Origin of the sequence: Tistrella arctica, assembly GCF_039630945.1 — a bacterium.
In the GTDB taxonomy this organism is placed as follows: Bacteria; Pseudomonadota; Alphaproteobacteria; order Tistrellales; family Tistrellaceae; genus Tistrella; species Tistrella bauzanensis.
The window spans coordinates 39,264-57,946 of the sequence record NZ_JBBKTV010000010.1 but is presented as its reverse complement, the minus strand read 5'-3'; the positions used below and the strand labels follow the sequence as shown (position 1 = coordinate 57,946).

The window sequence follows — 18,683 nt, the reverse complement described above, 5'->3', positions numbered from 1 at the left end:
GCCCCGGGACGGGCAGATCAGACCCGACCCCGAACAGGGGGGCGGGATCGGCGATGGCCCGCATCATCCGCACCCTCCGATCACCGATACGCGCATTGAGATCCCAGCGACCCGGAGCGGAGACGCCACATGTCCGACAGTGTTTTTCCGCCGGGTGCCATCGATCTGCACCCGGTCTGCCTTCTGCCGTCGCCGGACCGTCCGGCCGCGATCTGGCTCGCCGTCTGGCCGTCGGCCGTCGACGGCTTCACCGACCCGCGCGATGCCGGGCTTGCCATTGCCGAGGCGGCGCGCCTGCTGGCCCGCGACACGACCGTTGCGGTGGTCGCGCGGCCGGGCGATCTTGCCGATGCCTCGATGCGGTGCGGCGCCGGCGTCCGGGTGTCGTCATGGGGCGGCAGCCTGCGCTGTTTCGCCGATCGTCTGCCCATGATGGGCCACGGCCCCGATGGCCGGCCGCTGGCGCTGGACTGGGCCCCGCCGTCTGATGCGGCCGGCGGGGCTGCGATCGACCACGACCCGGATTGCGACATCACCGCCCGGCTTCTGGGGCTGGGCGGCCATGGCGAGGCCGCGGCGGCGATGCGTGCTCTGGCGCCGGTCGCCGGCCGCGCACAGATGATCGCCGGCGACGGTCACGGAATGGTGGTGGCAAGCGAAGCCCTGCTCGCCACGGCCGATCCCGATGCCCGCGCGGCGGTGGCCGATCTGTTGTGCCGCAGCCTGGATGCCGAGCGGGTGATCTGGGTACCCGGCGGCTTTTCGGAAGACGACTGGCCGGGCAGCCTGGATGGCGTGGTGCGGTTTCTGGCGCCGGGCGTGGTGGCCGTGGCCACCGCCATCGATGGCGACCCCGACCAGCCGGCCCTGCATGAAACCCGGCTGCGGCTGGAGGTGACGACCCAGCCCGACGGTCGGCTTCTGACCGTGGTGCCGGTGCCGCTGCCGCGCAAGCGGCCGCGTTCCGAGGATGGCCGGCTGCTGCCCGCGAGCTATCTGAGCCTGCTGCGCGATGGCCGGCGGCTGGTGGTGCCGGCCTTTGACGACGGCAATGACGATGTGGCGCTGCGGCTGCTGTCGCGCGCCCTGCCGGCCGCGGCGATCGAGCAGGTGTCGTGCAGGGCGCTGGCCGGCTATGGCGGCCTGGCCCGGCTGGCGGTGGCTCTGCCGCAGGCGCCGGCACTGAATGCCGCCACCATCGCCGCCGCGATGACCGCCAGCGGCGGGCCGGTGCCGCAGCCGGGCGCCTGACTGCCTGCGCACCCGCGCCTGTGATCAACCGGCCGCGCACCCGCGCCTGCGATCAGAAGCGCAGCCGTGCCTGCAGGCTGACGATGTCGATGCTGCTCTCGACATCGGCCTTCACCCGCACCCGGCCAGTGCCGGCGCCGGCCGGCTCGTCCAGATCGATCGTGGCGTCGTCGACGAAGATATGGGCATAGGCCATATCCAGCGACACCGCATCGCTGATCGCCCAACTGGCGCCGGTCGACAGCCACAGCCGGTCGCCATCCGGCGTGCGGGTGGTGCGGAAGCCGTTCACGGTGGGGGTCTCGTCCCACTGGGCACCGCCACGCAGGGTCCATGCCTCGTTCAACCGATATTGTGCTCCCAGGCTGACGCCATAGCTGTCTTCATAATTCTGCTGTTTGACCGAATCCGGCAGACCGTTGGAGAACTTGACCCGGATCTCGTGAAACCGGCTCCATTCATACCAGTTCACCTGGCCCAGCAGGGTCAGCCGGTCGGTGGCATCCCAGGCGACGCCGGCCGATGCGATGGCCGGCAGGTCGAGGGCGGCGCTGCCATCGGTGTTGAAATTGGCGACCGCAAGCGGGCCGGTCAGGCCGGTGAGCGACGCGGTGCCCTTCAGATCATGGCTGATCGCCGAGCGGTAGTGCACGCCCAGCCGCAGCGCAGGCGTCAGCGTGAACTGCGCGCCAAGATTATAGCCGACGCTCCAGTCATCACCCTGGACCCGCGCATGGCCGTCGGTGGCGGCGCTGGGGCCGCCGGGAGCCAGCCCGTTCGGCACCGCGTTCTCAAGCGTGGCATCGGCATACTGGATGTCGAAACCCGCCCCCACCGACAGCCAGTGCGCCGCCTTGAAAGCGATGCTGGGGGCGATGTCGATGGTCTTCAGGTCGGTCTTGGTCGAGTCATAGCGCCCGAACCAGTCGTCCTGATAATCGGCGACCAGACCGAAGGGGGCCGATATGCCGACGCCCAGCCACAGCCGGCCTTCGTCATCCACCGGTGCCGCCGCGTACAGGTTCGGCACGGGGGTGTCGTCGAACGGATTGCCGCCGTCACCACCGCCCAGCGGCACGCTGGCGCCGCCGCTGCCCAGCGTGGTGGCGGACGACCCGGTATCGGTCAGCGTGGCGCGCAGAATCAGATAATGGCCACCCAGTTGCGCCTGCCGGCCCTTCAGGCGGGTCATGCCGGCCGGGTTGGTGAAGATGGTGGAGGCGTCTTCGCCAAGGGCGACGTCACCGGCGAATGCCCGGCCGACGCCCTGCACGCTCTGCTCCTGAATGAAGAAGCCGGCGGCCGATACCGGGCCGGCGGCAAGGATCATGACGATGGCGGTGGCCGTGGCGGCGGTCAGGCTGGCGGTGCCGGGCGTGGTGCGAAGGGTGGGGGCGGGGCGGGGTATGGGCGGTGTGGGGGCGGGGCGGGGCATGGGCGGTCTCCCTGAACCATATGCGCCGGCCGTGATGACGGCCGGTGGCAGATTTCGCGCTATACGTTCTTTATTTTTGAGATTATGTCGTACATGGTTATGATCGTTAAACGTGCTTAACGTATGCGTCAAGATCAATATCCATGATCAGGTGTCTTCTATTTCATATTGGAAACAGGCGTGGCGGATCGGTCGCGGGCCGCCGGAATGTCACATCACTGGCGGTTGCGGCCGAGGGCCAGGGGCGGCTAGCCTGCATGCACGACATCCAGATGTCGCAGCCAGACCGCCAGGGAGTGCCGATCCATGTCCGAGGGTCACCTGACCGTCGCCGCCTTGCAGATGCAGGTGGAGGACGACCGCGACCGCAATCTCGACCGGGTGGAGGACATGGTGCGCGCCGCCGCCGCCGCCGGCGCCCGGCTGGTGCTGCCGCAGGAGCTGTTTGAACTGCCCTATTTCTGCAAGGATCAGGATCCGGCCTGGTTCGAAACCGCCCGGCCGTTCAGGGACAATCCCGCGATCATCCGCATGCAGGCGCTGGCGGCAGAACTGGGCGTCGTCATTCCGGTCAGCTTCTTCGAGCGCGCGGGGCCTGCCTTCTTCAACAGCCTGGCGATGATCGACGCCGATGGCCGCGTGCTGGGCCTGTATCGCAAGAGCCATATTCCCGACGGGCCGGGCTATCAGGAGAAGTTCTATTTCTCGCCCGGCGACACTGGTTTCATGGTGTTCGACACCGCCATCGGCCGGGTGGGGGCCGCGATCTGCTGGGATCAGTGGTTCCCCGAAGCGGCGCGGTCGATGGCGCTGATGGGCGCCGACATCCTGCTGTATCCGACCGCGATCGGATCGGAGCCGCAGGCGCCCGACTGGGACAGCCGCGATCACTGGCGCCGGGTGATGCAGGGCCATGCCGCCGCCAATATCGTGCCGGTGGTGGCCACCAACCGGGTCGGCACCGAGGTGGGCCGCGAGGCGACCCTCACCTTCTATGGATCCAGTTTCGTCACCGACGCCACCGGCGGTATCGTCGCCGAGGCCGGTCGCACCGGCGATGCGGTGGTGGTGGCCGAGATCGATCTTGCCGCCGCCCGGGCCTTGCGGGCGTCGTGGGGCCTGTTCCGGGATCGGCGGCCCGACCTTTACGGCGCGGTTGCAACACTGGATGGCGGGATCGGCGGCAAGCGGGGCGGCTGAAGCCCCGGCCGCCCGCGCGGGGCTTGGAAGCCCCGATGGCGCATGGCACACTCGCCCGCCGCAGCACCGCTTGTTGACGGCACGGCTCAGGGATCGCCATGTCAGCCCTCTTTGCGCTGCCCGCGCGATCCCCGTGTCATTTTCCGTCCCCGCGCCATCGCGCCCCCCGGAGCCCTTGCCCATGACCCGCCATGCCTGTACCGCCGCTGCCGTTTCCGCCCGGCCCATGCCGCTGATCCGGCTGACCGGGGGTGCTATGGCCATGGCGGTGGCAGCACTGGTGGCCATTCCGGCGCTGGCCATTCCGGCGCTGGCCGAGCCGGCGCCCCGGTCCGTGCCGCACCGCGCGCATTATGCGATGACACTTGCCGATGCCACCGGCGACAGCGGTATTGCCGCCGTGACCGGCGACATGACGGTGATCTTCGACCGGATGTGCAAGGGCTGGTCGGTGTTGCAGGCGAGCCGGATGGAAATCGATTTTGTCGAGGGCGAGCCGGTGGTGTCGGACATTCTGTTCGATGCCGAAGAGGATGACGACGGCCGCCATTTCCGGTTCCGGTATGAAGAGCGCGAGAATGGCGACACCATCGAACTCGCCATCGCCAATCTGGATCGTGCGGCCGTCGACAAGCCGGCGCGGCTGCGGTTCGCCAACCCGCCCGGTCTGACCGAGACGGTGCCAGCCGGCGCGCTGCTGCCCACGGCCCATACCGAGAAACTGCTGGCCGCCGCCGCCGCGGGCCAGCCCTTCGTGCGCGACATGGTGCTGACCGGGTCCGGCACCGACAGCCTGTCTTATGTCAGCGCCCATATCGGCAAGGCGCGGCCGATCGCCGGGGATCTGGACTGGCCGGAGGGTGCGGCTTCAGATGCCGATATCGGCGCATTGCGCAGCGAAACGGTGTATCCGATGCGGCTCGCCTTCTTCGATGCCGGCGACACGGCGGAGACACCGGTCTATGAGCTGATCTATCAGATGCAGCCAAATGGGATCGTGCGTCGCTTCGACATCGACTATGGTGGTTTCTCAATCTCGGCACGCCTGACCTCCATCGAATCCCGTGCTGAGACCGGCGCCTGTAAGTGAGCGGCTCTTCTATCGGATGTCGAGATTGTCAAGATGACCGGACAGATCAGTGCCGACCGCGTCGACGCGGTCATCCACGAGGAACCGCCCGCAAAAGGCGCTGTGGCATGAGTGCCAGGCGGCATGACACCGGCCGCCGGCGCTTTCTGACCGGCATTGCCGGTGGCGCCGGCGCGGTGGCGCTGCTCGCCGGTGCCCGTCCGGCCGCGGCCTTCACGGTTGAACCCGCATCCGGGGCCGCCGGCGCGGTGCTGGATGGCGTGCTGGCGGAACAGCGCCGGCATCTGGCCTTCCGGGCTGAGGTGCGGGCCGAGATGGTCGCCCAGGGCGCCACGCCGGACCATATCGAACAGGCCCTGGCGCTGATGGACTGTCCGCTGTGCGGCGCGCGGCTCGATGGTGCCAGCATTTCCGCCCTGCCGGCCGGCGAACGCGCCGTCGACGGCGATCCGGACGCCCCGGCCCGGGGTTGACCGCCCACCACGGCCGGGCGTGTGGTGCCGATTGCTTGTGGTGTCGATGGTGCTGCCGTGGAGGCGGACCCGGTCACGGCAGCATGGGCCGTCTCAAACCAGCCGGTCGCGGCCGGCCCAGAACCGGTCGCGGACCGCGCGCTTCAGGATCTTGCCCACCGGGCTGCGCGGCAGATGGTCTTCGAACAGCACCGATTTGGGCGTCTTGACCGGCCCCAGCCGGCTGCGGCACAGCGCGATCAGTTCGTCTTCGGTGACGGTGGCGCCGGGGACCGGCTCGACCACCGCGGTCACCGCCTCGCCCCATTTCGGATCGGGCACGCCGATGACCACGCAATTCTGCACGGCCGCATGGCCTTGGATCACATTCTCCACCTCGGCCGAATAGACGTTGAAGCCGCCGGTGATGATCATGTCCTTCTTGCGGTCGACGATATAGACATAGCCGTCGTCGTCCATCCAGCCGATGTCGCCGGTATGGTGCCAGCCATGGCTGCTGACCTCTTCGGTCGCGGCGGGGTTCTTGTGATAGCCGGCCATGACCAGATCGCCGCGCACCACGATTTCGCCGCGGTCGCCCGGCGGCAGCAGCCGGCCGTTATCATCCATGATCGCCACCCGCGCCAGCAGGGTGGGGCGGCCGCACGAGGCCAGCCTGTGGGCCAGGGCCGGGTCGGCGGCCGCGGCCGCGTGATCGGCCGGTGACAGGAAGGTGCACAGCATCGGCGCCTCGGCCTGGCCATAGGTCTGGGCCATCACCGGGCCGAACACCCGGATCGCCTCGGCCAGCTTGTCGGGGGCCATGGGCGATGCCGCATAGATAAAGTGCTTCAGCGAGCTGTAGTCGAAATCGCGCAGGCGCGGATGGCCCAGCATGCCATAGATCACCGTCGGCGGCAGGAACAGGTCGGTGACCTTTTCCCGGTCGATCGCCTGCATCACCTCAAGCGGCTCGGCGCGATCGATGATCACCACCTTGGCGCCGGCGGCCAGCATCGGCAGTGCCATGGCGCCGGCTGCATGGGTCATCGGTGCCGCGACCAGATAGACCGGATGCTCGACCGGCGGCATCGCCGCATGGGTGATGGCCACCAGCGCCGACCAGACCTGTTCGGTCAGTGTCACGGCTTTCGACCGGCCGGTGGTGCCGCCGGTCGGGAAATAGGCGGCGATGCGCTGCGGGTCGGGGCGCAGATCGGGGGCGCGGGCCTCGGCATCGACGGCACCGGCCAGCACGTCGTCCAGCGACGGCACGCCATCGAGGCGCTGGTCGATGCACACGACATCCTGAAGCGTCGGCACGCCGGCGCGGATGGCGGGCAGATGCTGCGCGAAGCTGGAATGGATGAACAGCCGCCGGCAATCTGCCGTGGCCAGGAAATCGATGTTGTCGTCGGCATGGCCGCGGGCGTTGATCGGGGCCCAGATGCCGCCGGCACGCAATCCGCCCAGCAGACAGGCGAATGCCATGGCATGGTTCGGGCTCCACACCGCGACCGTGCCGACGGCGTCGGGGTTGCCGCCGGCACGCGCCGCAAGGCTTGCGGCGATGCGCAGGGTCAGGCGCCGGACCTCGCGATAGGTCAGGCGGTGTTCCGCTGAGACCAGGGCCTCGCGGTCGGGAGCGATGGCCGCCCCCCGGTCGAAAAAATCGATAACGCGCATGGGGGCGGCGCTTCCTTCCCGGTTGTCTGTCTCGGGGCCTTTTCTTGTCGCAATGCCGGTCTTGTCGCAGTGCCGGCGTTATGACGCTCCGGTCACTTCACCAGCGGGCAACCGCCCTGATCCAGCGGCCGGAAGGCCTGATCACCGGGGATGGCGCTGACCACCTTGAACACGTCGCCGCGCGCCTTGGCCTCGGATGCGGGCTTCACCTCGGTCAGCAGCATGTCGTGGATCATCAGCCCGTCGGCGCGAACCTTGCCGTCCTTGACGAAGATGTCCTGAACCGGCAGTTCGCGCATCTTTGCGGCCACCGCGTCGCGGGCATCGGTGCCGGCGGCATCGACCGCCTTCAGATAGTGGTTCACCGCCGAATACACGCCGATCTGCAGCGAGGTCGGCCAGGTGCCATGGGCCTTGGCGAAGCGCTCGCCGAAGGCCTGGGTCTCGGCGTTCAGGCTGGCCTCATAGCCGTTGATCGCGTTCAGGCCCACCAGCGTATCGGCGCCGATCGCCAGCACGTCGGTGTTGAAGAACAGCATCGCCACCATCTTCTGGCCCGATTCGGCCAGACCGAATTCCTTGGCCTGCTTCAGTGCGTTGACCGTGTCGCCGCCGGCATTGATCAGCGCCACCGTATTGGCGCCCGAGCCCTGCGCCTGCAGCAGGTAGGACGAGAAATCCGGCGTGTTCAGCGGGTGCTTGACCGAGCCCGCGATCTTGCCGCCGGCTTCCGTGATCGCCTTGGTCAGATCATTGGCCAGGGCCTCGCCGAAAGCATAATCGACCTGGATCAGATACCAGTTGTCGCCGCCCTGGGCGACCGTGGCCCGGCCCAGCGCGTTGGCGACCGAATAGGTGTCATAGGTCCACTGGAAGCCATAGGGCGAGCAGGCCTTGCCACTGAAGGTCGAGACGCCGCCGCCCGACGAGACCAGAATGCCATCCTTTTCGCGGACGATTTCCTGCAGGGCCAGCAGAATGCCGGAATTGGGCACGTCGAAGATCGCGTCGACGCCCTCGACATCCAGCCAGCGGTTGGTCGTCGACGAGCCGATATCGGCCTTGTTCTGATGGTCGGCCGACACGATCTCGACCGGCTTGCCCAGCGCCTTGCCGCCGAAATCCTCGACAGCCATCTCGGCCGCGACCACGGAGCCCTGGCCGGCGGCGTCGGAATAGGGGCCGGAGCGATCGTTCAGAATGCCGATCTTGACGGCGCCGTCGGCGCCGGCCAGCGCGCCGCCGGTCATGGCGAGGCTGGCGGTGCCGGCGAGCAGGGCCGCCGAGAGCAGGCGGCGGATTGGTGTGCCGATGGCGGTCATCTTCAGGGGTCTCCCGTGGAATGGCGCGGTCTTGGCTGCCGCATGATCGAGGACGGTGTTCCGAACAGCGAGATTACCATCCTCTGTGTGTAACACAATGATATTGTGCTATTTGGCTGGCACCGATCGGCGCTTGACCAGCCGGCATCTGACACCGCAGGATCATGTGACGTCTTCTTGCGGCCCGCCCGGCGACCACCGCCCCTGTCTTCAGCCGGAGATCCGATGTCACAGCCACCACGCCTGCCGACCGGTCACCACGATGCCCGCATGGCCGGATCGGCTGGCGATCCGGTGGACAATCAGGCTGCGGCCCATCGCGTGGCCCAGTTGTTCTTCCTGGCCCATCGCGGACTGACCGGCGATGCCAATGCCTATCTGCGCGATCTGGGGCTTGGCCGGGCGCATTACCGGGTGCTGTATTTCGCGGCCCGCCTGCCGGGTGTCACGGTGGGTGAGATGCTGGACATTCTGGACATCACGGCCCAGGGGGTGGCGCGGGTGTTGAACCGGATGCTGGACGAAGGCTATCTGCGCCAGGAAACCGACCGTGGCGACCGCCGCCGCCGCCGGCTGTATGTGACCGAGGCCGGCGCCAGACTGGAACGAGATGTCTTCGCCCGTCAGGCGGTGATCATCGATGCCGCCATCGCTGCCGCCGGCGCCGGCGCGCAGGCTGGATTCGCGGCGATGATGATGGCGCTGATCAGCGCCGATGACCGGGTGATCCTGGACCGGCTGGGGACCGCGACGGGCGGGGGCGAGACTCAGACGTGATCGCCGGCAGATGGGCCGGTCACCGGCAGATCCCCCAGCGCCCCATGTCGAGATGAAAATGATCGTGATGGGCGGCGTTGTAGTCCGGGCTCAGCACGCCGCGGAACAGGTCGCAGGCGCCATCGCGGACATCGCGCAGAAAGGCCGCCTTGGCCGGGTCGTCGCCCGACCAGTCGCGGGCGACCGAGATCGTGGTGCCGTCGGCCAGAATGAAACCGGCGATGTCGATGGCATTGGCGGTGGCGTGCTGGCTGGGCGTGGTGCCGCCGCGCACCGGCCGGCAGGCATAGGTGCCAAGGTGGCGGATGCGGGCGACGGGCGACCCGAAATGCCGGTCCGCCGCCGGTTGCAGGCGGTGGCGCGCAAATATCGACCACGCCACCATCAGCGGGCATGAGGCGGTGAAGCCCGACGAGAAGCGGATGTCGCCGCCGTTCCCGACCCGGACGGCGTTCTCGAACCCGCAACTGTCGCCGGTCCGCCGGTCGGGCACCGGGCTGGTGGCGAGCGGGCTGGTATCGAGCACGGCCAGGCACTGGGCCGGATCATCCTTCAACCGGCCGAGCTTCCACCCGGTCAGCAGGTTGGGCGGATCGGCGATCGCCGGCGCAGCGAACGGGTCATAGCGTGGTGGAATGGTGATCAGCCCGGCATATATGGCCGCTGCGGCGCCACTGATGGCGGCGACGAGCGCGATCAGGATCAGACGAAACACTGGCATGACCGTTCAGATGGGGATCGCCGCGCCGAACCCAAGGCCGCCGGCTCGATCCGGCCGTCCGGCCGATCAGGTGCCGGCTGATCAGGTGCCGGCCGACTGAGGAGCTTCGGCCGGGAGACGGTCAGGCGTGACCGGCGCGCCCACGACGGGCGGTTCAGGGTCGCCGCGGCCGATGATCCGACCGGTCACCGTCTGTGCGTTCAGGCGCCGGGCCATGTCGAGTTGTTCGGGGTCGCGCAGCGCGGTCAGCATCAGCGACAGTCGTGCCCGCTGGATCCGTGTGGCCAGCGCCACCAGCGGCGCTTCGGGCATGCGACCGTCGAGCGGATGGCACAAACCCATGGCGCCGCTGTCGACATAGGGCTTGAGGTTGACGCCCGTGGCGACACCGCCCGTGGCGCTGGCGGCAGGCCCGACAGGCAGGTGAACCACCACGCCGCGCACGCCGGATTTGAGACCGGCCATGATCTCGGCCAGCAGCGCCGGTGAGACATCTCCCGGGCATGCCACCAGGTTGATCATCAGCCCCCGGCGCACCGCGGCGGGCAGGCGGTGCAGATGGGCGATGTACTGAGCGCGGCGGTTGCCACTGGCCAATGCGTCGAAATGCACCGACGACACCACCAGCGACATCACCCCGTGATGCAGGCGCAGCGCCAGATCGCGGGCGGCGCGGTCCAGCACCCGGCGGTCGAATTCGGCCAGCAGGCCCGGTTCGGGGGCGCGGCCCAGCAATTGATAATTGCGCTGGGTGCCAAGCAGATCCTTGTGCTCCAGCATCACCGCGCCGGCGGCGATGGTCATGGTCTTCAGGGTCGCGATCGGCAGATAGCGGACCACCGGGCGGATATCCGGCAGGTCGGGCATGTCGAAGGTGTCGAACGCCGGCAACCTGTCATGGTCCGGCGCGGCGGGCGGGATGGGTGGTGGTGCGGCTTCGGGCGCCGGGCCCACGCCGACATGCCGGCGCTTCGGTGCCGGCCGGCCGGCCGTGATTGCACGCTGCCGGCCGGCGGCGACGGTCGTCGATGGCTCGGGTATGGACTCATGATCGATCCGTTCGAACAGAATGCCCTTGGGACCGCTGCCCGACAGCCGGTCGATCTGCGCCACCGGGTCTTCGGCATCGCTGCCGAACACGAAGCGGGTCAGATCGGCCGCCGCCTGCCGCAGCGCCAGCGCGGCCGCATCGGGCGTCAGTCGCGCCGCCACCACCAGAAAGGCATCGGGGCCATAGGGCGCCACCAGGGCGCCGTCGCCCATGAACCGGCGCAGGGTGGTTTCGGTGGCCAGGCGGATGCGATCTGCCCGCGCCGGCCAATCATCGCCCAGCCGCTGGCGGATCGGTGTCAGATCCAGGCGCAGCACCCGGGCCGCCATGGTGCGGCCGCCGCGCGCGACCAGAGCCGCCAGTTCACGGGTCAAGACATCGGCCGCGGCATCATGGTTAACAGATGGTGTGTCAGCGGCCGTGGCAGTTGCGGGCGAAGTCTCCGCCGCCTGGTCATCGGTTTCGGCCGATGACGTGATTCTCAGCCTTAATTTACGGGCAAGTTCCGCCAGGCCCTGAATTGGCATGCTGACACTTTCTCGTCGTGAACGACGGTGCTTTTTATATGGTGCATCTGCAGCGCGTGTTTCAGAACGAGTGTAGCGCCATCGGCGGCGAACTTTGAACAGGAAAGATATATACAATCTGCGGCGAATGTTACGAAATGGTGTGATCGGCCGGGCTGTCGGCCCCCCCCTGCATTCTGCCGTCAGGGCCTCTTCCCACGTCCGCGCGCGCCGTCTCGCGCGCGACCGCGATATTGTCGATCAGCCGGGTCGTCCCCAGGCGGGTCGCCACCAGCAGCCGCGCCGGCCGGCCGGCCTGGGGGGGCAGGCGCAACGGCGCCAGCGTCTCCGCGTCCACCAGGCGCAGATACTCGACCGGACGATGCCCCAGCGCCTGAAGCCGGGCAATGCCGGCGGCGATGGTGGCCGGAACGGCGGCGGCATCATCGATGTCGGCGGCGGTCAGGCGGCCGGCCACGTCGGCCAGAACCTGGTTCAACGCCTCGGCGGCCGGGCGTTCGGCGGCACTCAGATAGACATTGCGCGATGACCGCGCCAGACCTGAAGCCTCGCGGCTGGTCGGCGCGCCGATGATCGTGACCGGCAGGTCCAGATCGACCGCCATCCGGCGGATAACCTGCAATTGCTGCCAGTCCTTCTCGCCGAACACCGCCACATCCGGCGCGCAGCCGATCAGCAGCTTGGCCACCACGGTGGCGACGCCATCGAAGTGGCCCGGCCGCAACGGGCCGCACAAGCCGTCGGTCAGGCCGGCGACATGCACGGTGGTCGCGGCGTCGGGACGGTACATGTCGGTCACACGCGGCATCCACACCAGATCGGTACCGGCCTGGGCCAGTTTGGCGATGTCGCCGGCCTCGTCGCGCGGATAGCGCTCGAAATCCTCCCCCGGTCCGAACTGGGTGGGGTTGACGAAGATGCTCACCACCACCCGGTCGGCGGCCCGGCGCGCCAGATCCACCAGCGACAGGTGCCCGTCATGCAGCGCACCCATGGTGGGCACCAGAGCGATCCGCTCGTCGCGCCGTCGCCAGCGGGCGACATGGCCGCGCAGATCGGCGCGATCGTGGACAACATCGATCGGGGGGGGTGACATCGGGGGGAACCTCACGGTCGGTGCATGCTGCGATGCACGCTAGCCGCTCCCGCGATGCGGTGACAGCAAAAAATCCACCATGATGGAAATGTCACCCCGGGAAACCAGCAATGGCGGAATCGTCACCACATAGGCGATCGTAACCAAGGGTTTCTTGTATTGGCGGTCAATGTTCGAAAAAGATAGAGCCATCGGCAATCCGCCGATGCGCGTCCGCTCGTTCATCATCAGCCCCTTGCCCGAAGGCGCTGCCCTATGTCCGCATCATCCGGCACACCCCCCACCTCTCATCCCCCCACCTCTCATCCGGCGGGCGTGCCGCGCCGCGCGCTGTGGCTTCTGGCGGCGGCTCTGGCGGTGATCGGCGCTGGTCAGGCGATCCAGGTCTCGGTGATCCCGGCGCTGATCGCGGCGACCGGGCTCGATGCCGGCACGCTGGGCCTGCTGGTGGCGCTGGGCGTGGCGCCGTTCCTGGTGGGGGCGCCGCTCTGGGGCCGGGTCAGCGACCGGCTGGGGCGCAGGCCGGTGCTGATGATCGGGCTAGCCGGTGCCTCGGCAGGGCATGCAGTCTTCGCCGCCGCCGCGGATCTGCTGGCGCGGGGCATGATCGATCACGACACCGCTATCGCGGTGATGGTGGTCTCGCGGCTGATGTTCGGCCTGGCGGGATCGGCGATCTATCCGGTGGGGCAGGCTTGGGCCGCCGATCTGGCCGGCCCCGATCGCCGGCTGGCGGCGGCGGGGGCCCTGGCCGCCGGCCTCAGCGCCGGCCGGCTTGGCGGGCCGGCGCTGGCTCTGGGCCTGCTGCTGATCGGGCCGGTGGCGCCGCTGTGGGGGCTGGCCGGCATCGGCGCCGCGGCGGCGGTCACCGTGGCCGTGGGCCTGGGCGGTGCCGCGGCGGCGGCGGGGCAGGCATCGCACGCCGCCAATACCGCGCCGCCACCACCGGCGCCCGTGCCGGCGCGGGGCTTCACGGCCCGGCGCATCCGGCTGGCGCCGTTCGTGGTCGCCGGCGTCGGTTCCTTCGCCATGGGGCTGATGCAGTTCATCTTCGGCCTGCATGCCATGGCCCGGCTGGACATGGCGGCCGACACCGCGTCGCGACTGGTGGCGATCACCATGGCGGTGGCGGCGGTGGCGATGCTGGTGGTGCAGACCCGGCTGCTGCCGCGATTGTCGGGCCGGCCGGCCGCCACCGCCACGGCGTGGCGCGTCGCGCTGGTGCTGATGCCGGTTTCGATCGCGATCGGCTGGTGGGGGGCCGGCTGGGGGGCATTCCTGGCCTCGGCGGTGCTCACCGGCTCGGCCATGGCGGTGATCGTGGCGGCGCTGTTTGCAAAGATCACCGCCGATCCGCGCAATCGTGGCGCGCGGGCAGGCTTGCTGAATTCAGCCCAGACCGGCGGCTATGCCCTGGGCTCGGCCATCGGCGGGCTTTATCCGGCGGGCGAAATGCTGCCCTTCGGCGTGGCGCTGGTGGCGCTGATCGCGGCCATGCTCACCGGCTGGCGCGGCCTGTTCGGCCGGCCTCCGGCACCGGCGACCCCACATCCGGCGGCGCCGTGACGCCGGGCGTCAATCGCCGGCATAACGGCAGACGAAACCGGGCACATTGGGGGTGAAGGCGATGCTGGCAGCCGTGTCGCAGGCCGCGGCGGCGATGTTGCCGGTGGCCGTCCAGTCGGGATAGGCGTTCAGGCTGCGATCGGCCTTGGCGGCCCCGGCCGGGGCGTTGGCCGCATAGGGCACATAGCCGCGCACACTGTCGCCGGCCTTGCAGGTCCGTGTCAGCAGCTTGCGCACGGCGGCGGCGAAATCGCCATCCTGGGCGGCGGCGCGGGTGGCGAGCGCGTTGGTGCGGTCGACATCCACCCAGCATACCGGCGGCGCCGCCGCGACGCCCTGCCCGGTGCCCGCCAGCACGGCCGCGCCGGCGAATACGAGGATGGCCACGGCCCGCACGGCCGGCCGAACCATGGTCTGGTTGATCATCACGTGGTGGCTTTCCGACCAAACGATATGGGGTGTCCGATGATGGGCGGCTGCCGGTTGCCCTGGCAACCGGCAGCCGTTTTACATGATCTGTCAGGCAATGTCGGCCATTGTGGGGGCGGGCGCCGACAGCCGCGCGCGCGCGGCCGGTGTCGCCATGCAGGCATCGGCGGCCTCGCGGCCCTTGGTGACCAGATGTTCGGCGAAGAAGCTCTGATGGGTGTCGTGTTCGTGGAAATGGTGGGGGGTCAGCACCACCGAGAACACTGGCATGCCGGTGTCGAGCTGCACCCGCATCAGCGCCTGAACCACGGTGGCGGCCACGAAATCGTGACGATAGATGCCGCCATCCACAACCAGCGCTATGGCGACCACGGCGGCGTGGCGGCCGGCGTTGGCCAGACGCTGTGCTTCCAGCGGGATTTCGAAGGCGCCGGGCAGGTCGATCAGGTCGATCCGGTCCTTGTCGATGCCAAGCTCGGCCATGCGGGCGGTGAAGCTCAGGGCGGCACGATCGACCAGATCGGCGTGCCAGCGGGCGCGCAGCACGGCGATGCGCGGCTGCGTGATGGTACCGGGCATAACGCCCGAAGGCGCGATGGTACCGGGCATAACGCCCGGGCGGGAACTCTGATTCATGGCGGTCCTCATCAATCCAGGATACCGGTTTGCCAGAATCAGGGCGCGACGGGGGATGCACCCATGCATGATGGTGGCGGCGCAGACCCCGGCGCCATGCGCCACGGTCCACGCAGTCCCGGATGCGGGGGTGCGCCTTGCCCGTTCTCTTCCATCCGGACTATGACCGTCGGCTCCGGCATCGCACCGGATCTGCTGACCCCGGACGGGCTGGCGTCGCCGCAGCCGTCCGGGCGCTCGCGGGCTCGCGGTTCCCGATCGCCGGGACCACATACCGCCGGTGGGGATTTCCACCCCGCCCCGAGAACGTGTTATCCGACGATGGTGCCGGGCAGGCCCGCATCGCGGGACCACCCGAAACCGACGGCCGGACGCGCTCACCATACCCGCGCCCGGCCATGCTTGTCGACTGCCACCCGCGCGCCACCATCGTCATCCAGACATCGGACCGGAACCCCATGCCGCATTCTGCCGACACCCCGCCGCCATCCGGTGGCCTCGAAGCCGCGCCGCGCCGTGTCGCCCTGCTGGATCGCGACGGCACGATCAATCTCGACACCGGCTATCTGGCCGATCCGGACCGGTTCGAACTGCTGCCGGGGGCAGTGGCGGGGTTGCGACGGCTGGTCGATGCGGGCTTCGGTCTGGTGGTCGTCACCAACCAGTCTGGCATCGCCCGCGGCCTGATCCGGCCCGATGCGCTGGCGGCGATCCACCAGCGGATGCGGGCGATGCTGGCCGCCCATGGCATCACCATCGACGCGATCGAAATCTGTCCCCATGGCCCCGATGACGGCTGCGACTGCCGCAAGCCGCTGGCCGGCATGGTCACCCGTGCGGCGGCGCGCCTGGGCTTCGATCCAGGCCGGGCCATCCTGTTCGGCGACAAGCCGTCCGATATCGGGCTTGCGCGGGCGGTTGGGGCGATGGCTGTGCTGATCGGCGATACCACCGCCGCCGCCGCCTGCCATCCGGCCCCCGATCTGGCGGCCCCTGATCTGGATCAGGCGGTACGGCTGGCTCTGGCCCGGCTCCAGCCGTCGCCGGCAGGCTGAGCGGGACCGGTGGCCGGTCAGCCGCTGAAACGGCCCCGGTGCACGAAGCTCGACCGCGGATTGCGTTCACGTGCCGAGATTTCGCGGCCCCGCAGGTCTTCCGCCAGATCCGCCGGGTCGCCGATCGGGCCGATGGCGATCATCGCCGCCGGCTGCACATCGGCGGGCAGGCCCAGCGTGCCGATGGCGACCTCGGCATTGAAGCCGGCCATCTGGTGCAGCCACAGCCCGGCCGACAATGCCTGAATGGTCATCATCGCCACCGATTGTCCCAGGTCGTACAGCGCCAGGGGGTTGGGCTGGCCATCGCGGGGGCGGGTGGTCTTGGCCGCAGCCAGCACCAGCGCCGGTGCATCGGGCGCCCAGCGCTGATTGCCCGGCAGCAGGCAGTCGGCCAGCCGTTTGAAGCCGGCGGGGTCTTCGGCGCGGGTGGCGGCCACGAACTGCCAGGGCTGCATGTTATTGGCCGATGGCGCCCAGCGCGCGGCCTCGAACAGCGGCGCCAGGTCGTCGAGCGTCAGATCGATATCGGCGAAGGCGCGCGGGCTCCAGCGCCCGGCCAGCAGCGGCATGATCGCCGGCTCCGCCGTGGCGCGCTTGGTATCGGCCAGGTCCGGCGCCCACTCGGCCGGCGGGCGGCCATAGGCCATCAGATCGTCAGTCATGCCATCGTCTCTCATGCCGTCGTCTCCAATGCCGTCGTTTTCCCAGGCCATCACTTCCATGCGCGGGTCGGCATTGACGGTCCGATATGCGGGCGGGCATTGCAAGAGTTGCGATGCAGCATATACGGCGGGCGCAACGGTCAGTCGGCGACGGCGGGTCGCATCGGCGTGTCCGATTGCAGCGGCGTGTCGGGCAGGTCCACGGTCACCTCGGTGCCCTGGCCGGGAGCTGTGGAGAAGTTGATCCGGCCGCCGATCAGGGTCACCAGCCGTCGGACGATGGCGAGCCCCAGCCCGGCGCCGCCATAGCTGCGCGACAGCACGCCGCCGCCGACCGCGAAGGGTTGGCCCAACTGGCGGGCCAGGGTTTCCGGCATGCCGATGCCATCATCGATGACGCGGATCAGCACGCCGGTGCGGCCGTTGTCGTCATGGCTTTCGGCGATGATCTGAACCTGCCCGCCCGGCCTTGAGAACTTGATCGCATTGGAGGCCAGGTTGGCGATGATCCGGGCGGTTGCCGCCGGGTCGCCGGCAAGCGTGGTCTCAGGCGCGATCGTCACCGTGATCTTCACATCGCCGCGCCCCTCGGCCTCGGCGGCGCGTTGCAGCCCCTCGGCGACGATCTGGTCGATATCCACCTCCTGGCTGTCCAGCAGTGACGGATCGTCCAGCCGGGTCAGGTCCAGGATATCGTCGACAATGGTCAGCAGTCGGCGCCCGGCCTGAAGGATGGCGCTGACATGGTCGCAGTGGCGCGGATCCAGCGGCCCGTGCAGGCCCGACAGCAGCAGTTCGGCGAAACCGATCACCGCGTTCAGCGGCGTGCGCAGCTCGTGGTTCATATGGGCGAGGAAGGCGGTCTTGGCGGCGCTTGCCGACTCGGCCGCGGCAAGCGCGCCGGTCAGTCGTTGCTCCGTCTTCATCAGTGCGGTCACGTCGGCGAACTGGGCGATGCAATGGGCGGGATCGCCATCGCGGTTGCGGATGATCACGCTGGCCACCCGGAACCACACGGTATGGCCGTCGGCATGGATATAGCGGCGGGTCGCCTCCATTGTCTCACTGATCCGGCCGCCGGCGGCCAGCCAGTTTTCCGGCGCGGTCACGTCGGCCGGATGAATCACCTCGCGGAAATGGGTTCCGGTCATCGATCCGGCCTCGCGGCCCAGGCTGCGCGCCAGCGCGGCATTGACCTTCAGGAAGCGGCCGTCCATGCCCACGATCGCCTGCCCCACCCCGGCGCTCTCGAACGACAGCCGAAGGCTTTCCTCGGCCAGCTTGCGGTCCGACAGATCGCGGATCGTGCCGATATACATCCGGATGGTGGTGCGTGGCAGCGGGCTGACCACCAGGTCGATCGGAATGATGCTGCCGTCCCGGCGCCGGGCGGTCAGTTGGCGGCCGCGGCCGATGATCCGGCGTTGAAGATTGGGGTCGGCATCCTCGAGATAGCGGTCATGGGACGCGGCCTCCTCGTCGCGCATCAGGCGACTGATGTTGCTGCCGATCAGTTCCGCGGGGCTGTAGCCGAACATCAGCTCGGTGGCGCGGTTGGCGAACTGCACAATTCCCTGCGCATCGATGACCACGATCGCGTCGTGGGTCGCATCGATAATCTCCGCGAACAAGGCTTTGTCGGATGAAACGCTTGGGTCCATCGCCATGTTGGGGGCATGCCGCCATTAATTATTGTTGCCACATAGACAATCTAGGGTCCTGTG

The 18,683-nt window shown here is 68.8% G+C and carries 18 protein-coding genes and 1 riboswitch; of the genes, 7 read left to right on the top strand and 11 right to left on the bottom strand.

Annotated features, from left to right (window positions below; genetic code table 11):
* Positions 1-129 precede the first annotated feature (129 nt).
* Entirely contained in the window at positions 130-1,251 is a 1,122-nt protein-coding gene (locus WG924_RS21600) for an agmatine deiminase family protein (RefSeq protein ID WP_345935130.1), read from the top strand.
* A 52-nt stretch (positions 1,252-1,303) separates the two neighbouring features.
* Here the strand turns inward: WG924_RS21600 and WG924_RS21595 are convergent, their stop codons facing one another.
* On the bottom strand, positions 1,304-2,686 hold the full coding sequence (locus WG924_RS21595; RefSeq protein ID WP_188577804.1) for an OmpP1/FadL family transporter: 1,383 nt from the start codon (positions 2,684-2,686) through the stop codon (positions 1,304-1,306).
* Between the two features lie 306 nt (positions 2,687-2,992).
* Here WG924_RS21595 and aguB point away from each other — a divergent pair, with 306 nt between their 5' ends.
* The 3 genes from aguB to WG924_RS21580 all read left to right on the top strand — a co-directional run bounded on the left by aguB (position 2,993) and on the right by WG924_RS21580 (position 5,449).
* The gene (gene aguB / locus WG924_RS21590) at positions 2,993-3,886 is read left to right on the top strand and encodes an N-carbamoylputrescine amidase (protein ID WP_188577806.1); all 894 of its coding nucleotides are present in this window, start codon (positions 2,993-2,995) and stop codon (positions 3,884-3,886) included.
* Between the two features lie 181 nt (positions 3,887-4,067).
* Positions 4,068-4,976 (top strand): EipB family protein, encoded by a 909-nt coding sequence (locus tag WG924_RS21585; protein ID WP_345935129.1) that lies wholly within the window; start codon positions 4,068-4,070, stop codon positions 4,974-4,976.
* A 107-nt stretch (positions 4,977-5,083) separates the two neighbouring features.
* Positions 5,084-5,449, top strand: a complete 366-nt coding sequence (locus WG924_RS21580; protein WP_345935128.1) for a hypothetical protein — start codon at positions 5,084-5,086, stop codon at positions 5,447-5,449.
* A 93-nt stretch (positions 5,450-5,542) separates the two neighbouring features.
* On the opposite strand, the gene WG924_RS21575 is transcribed toward WG924_RS21580, so the two are convergent.
* Entirely contained in the window at positions 5,543-7,114 is a 1,572-nt protein-coding gene (locus WG924_RS21575) for an AMP-binding protein (RefSeq protein WP_345935127.1), read from the bottom strand.
* Positions 7,115-7,206: 92 nt separating this feature from the next.
* Positions 7,207-8,436, bottom strand: coding sequence for an ABC transporter substrate-binding protein (locus tag WG924_RS21570; RefSeq protein ID WP_345935126.1), 1,230 nt, complete (start codon positions 8,434-8,436; stop codon positions 7,207-7,209).
* A gap of 225 nt (positions 8,437-8,661) precedes the next feature.
* Here WG924_RS21570 and WG924_RS21565 point away from each other — a divergent pair, with 225 nt between their 5' ends.
* Positions 8,662-9,213 carry a MarR family winged helix-turn-helix transcriptional regulator gene (locus WG924_RS21565; RefSeq protein WP_345935124.1) on the top strand — a complete coding sequence of 184 codons (552 nt, stop codon included), beginning with the start codon at positions 8,662-8,664 and terminating at the stop codon, positions 9,211-9,213.
* A 19-nt stretch (positions 9,214-9,232) separates the two neighbouring features.
* On the opposite strand, the gene WG924_RS21560 is transcribed toward WG924_RS21565, so the two are convergent.
* The 4 genes from WG924_RS21560 to WG924_RS21545 all read right to left on the bottom strand — a co-directional run bounded on the left by WG924_RS21560 (position 9,233) and on the right by WG924_RS21545 (position 12,833).
* Complete coding sequence (locus tag WG924_RS21560; protein ID WP_345935123.1) at positions 9,233-9,934, bottom strand: extensin-like domain-containing protein; 702 nt, start codon at positions 9,932-9,934, stop codon at positions 9,233-9,235.
* An 81-nt stretch (positions 9,935-10,015) separates the two neighbouring features.
* The gene (locus WG924_RS21555) at positions 10,016-11,359 is read right to left on the bottom strand and encodes a hypothetical protein (RefSeq protein ID WP_345935122.1); all 1,344 of its coding nucleotides are present in this window, start codon (positions 11,357-11,359) and stop codon (positions 10,016-10,018) included.
* 283 nt (positions 11,360-11,642) lie between these two features.
* On the bottom strand, positions 11,643-12,608 hold the full coding sequence (panC, locus tag WG924_RS21550) for a pantoate--beta-alanine ligase (RefSeq protein ID WP_345935121.1): 966 nt from the start codon (positions 12,606-12,608) through the stop codon (positions 11,643-11,645).
* A gap of 39 nt (positions 12,609-12,647) precedes the next feature.
* Positions 12,648-12,833 (bottom strand): hypothetical protein, encoded by a 186-nt coding sequence (locus WG924_RS21545; protein WP_345935120.1) that lies wholly within the window; start codon positions 12,831-12,833, stop codon positions 12,648-12,650.
* A 30-nt stretch (positions 12,834-12,863) separates the two neighbouring features.
* On the opposite strand from WG924_RS21545, the gene WG924_RS21540 reads away from it, so the two are divergent.
* Positions 12,864-14,174, top strand: coding sequence for an MFS transporter (locus WG924_RS21540; RefSeq protein WP_345935119.1), 1,311 nt, complete (start codon positions 12,864-12,866; stop codon positions 14,172-14,174).
* 9 nt (positions 14,175-14,183) lie between these two features.
* On the opposite strand, the gene WG924_RS21535 is transcribed toward WG924_RS21540, so the two are convergent.
* On the bottom strand, positions 14,184-14,600 hold the full coding sequence (locus WG924_RS21535) for a hypothetical protein (protein ID WP_345935118.1): 417 nt from the start codon (positions 14,598-14,600) through the stop codon (positions 14,184-14,186).
* Positions 14,601-14,693: 93 nt separating this feature from the next.
* Entirely contained in the window at positions 14,694-15,182 is a 489-nt protein-coding gene (locus tag WG924_RS21530; protein WP_345935241.1) for a 6,7-dimethyl-8-ribityllumazine synthase, read from the bottom strand.
* 196 nt (positions 15,183-15,378) lie between these two features.
* A riboswitch (FMN riboswitch) is annotated at positions 15,379-15,551 on the bottom strand.
* 146 nt (positions 15,552-15,697) lie between these two features.
* On the opposite strand from WG924_RS21530, the gene WG924_RS21525 reads away from it, so the two are divergent.
* Positions 15,698-16,294, top strand: a complete 597-nt coding sequence (locus tag WG924_RS21525; RefSeq protein WP_345935117.1) for a D-glycero-alpha-D-manno-heptose-1,7-bisphosphate 7-phosphatase — start codon at positions 15,698-15,700, stop codon at positions 16,292-16,294.
* Positions 16,295-16,311: 17 nt separating this feature from the next.
* Here the strand turns inward: WG924_RS21525 and WG924_RS21520 are convergent, their stop codons facing one another.
* Together WG924_RS21520 and WG924_RS21515 are read right to left on the bottom strand one after the other, a co-directional pair.
* On the bottom strand, positions 16,312-16,959 hold the full coding sequence (locus WG924_RS21520; protein ID WP_345935116.1) for a nitroreductase family protein: 648 nt from the start codon (positions 16,957-16,959) through the stop codon (positions 16,312-16,314).
* A 140-nt stretch (positions 16,960-17,099) separates the two neighbouring features.
* Positions 17,100-18,590: a PAS domain S-box protein gene (locus tag WG924_RS21515; protein WP_345935115.1), complete on the bottom strand. Its 1,491-nt coding sequence runs from the start codon at positions 18,588-18,590 to the stop codon at positions 17,100-17,102.
* Positions 18,591-18,683: the final 93 nt, after the last annotated feature.

Bases quoted from the DNA above. Each gene is read 5' to 3' on its own strand.
- WG924_RS21600 (WP_345935130.1), top strand. From the start codon at position 130: ATGTCCGACAGTGTTTTTCCGCCGGGTGCCATCGATCTGCACCCGGTC.
- WG924_RS21595 (WP_188577804.1), bottom strand. From the start codon at position 2,686: ATGCCCCGCCCCGCCCCCACACCGCCCATACCCCGCCCCGCCCCCACC.
- aguB (WP_188577806.1), top strand. From the start codon at position 2,993: ATGTCCGAGGGTCACCTGACCGTCGCCGCCTTGCAGATGCAGGTGGAG.
- WG924_RS21585 (WP_345935129.1), top strand. From the start codon at position 4,068: ATGACCCGCCATGCCTGTACCGCCGCTGCCGTTTCCGCCCGGCCCATG.
- WG924_RS21580 (WP_345935128.1), top strand. From the start codon at position 5,084: ATGAGTGCCAGGCGGCATGACACCGGCCGCCGGCGCTTTCTGACCGGC.
- WG924_RS21575 (WP_345935127.1), bottom strand. From the start codon at position 7,114: ATGCGCGTTATCGATTTTTTCGACCGGGGGGCGGCCATCGCTCCCGAC.
- WG924_RS21570 (WP_345935126.1), bottom strand. From the start codon at position 8,436: ATGACCGCCATCGGCACACCAATCCGCCGCCTGCTCTCGGCGGCCCTG.
- WG924_RS21565 (WP_345935124.1), top strand. From the start codon at position 8,662: ATGTCACAGCCACCACGCCTGCCGACCGGTCACCACGATGCCCGCATG.
- WG924_RS21560 (WP_345935123.1), bottom strand. From the start codon at position 9,934: ATGCCAGTGTTTCGTCTGATCCTGATCGCGCTCGTCGCCGCCATCAGT.
- panC (WP_345935121.1), bottom strand. From the start codon at position 12,608: ATGTCACCCCCCCCGATCGATGTTGTCCACGATCGCGCCGATCTGCGC.
- WG924_RS21545 (WP_345935120.1), bottom strand. From the start codon at position 12,833: ATGAACGAGCGGACGCGCATCGGCGGATTGCCGATGGCTCTATCTTTT.
- WG924_RS21540 (WP_345935119.1), top strand. From the start codon at position 12,864: ATGTCCGCATCATCCGGCACACCCCCCACCTCTCATCCCCCCACCTCT.
- WG924_RS21535 (WP_345935118.1), bottom strand. From the start codon at position 14,600: ATGATCAACCAGACCATGGTTCGGCCGGCCGTGCGGGCCGTGGCCATC.
- WG924_RS21530 (WP_345935241.1), bottom strand. From the start codon at position 15,182: ATGCCCGGTACCATCACGCAGCCGCGCATCGCCGTGCTGCGCGCCCGC.
- WG924_RS21525 (WP_345935117.1), top strand. From the start codon at position 15,698: ATGCCGCATTCTGCCGACACCCCGCCGCCATCCGGTGGCCTCGAAGCC.
- WG924_RS21520 (WP_345935116.1), bottom strand. From the start codon at position 16,959: ATGACTGACGATCTGATGGCCTATGGCCGCCCGCCGGCCGAGTGGGCG.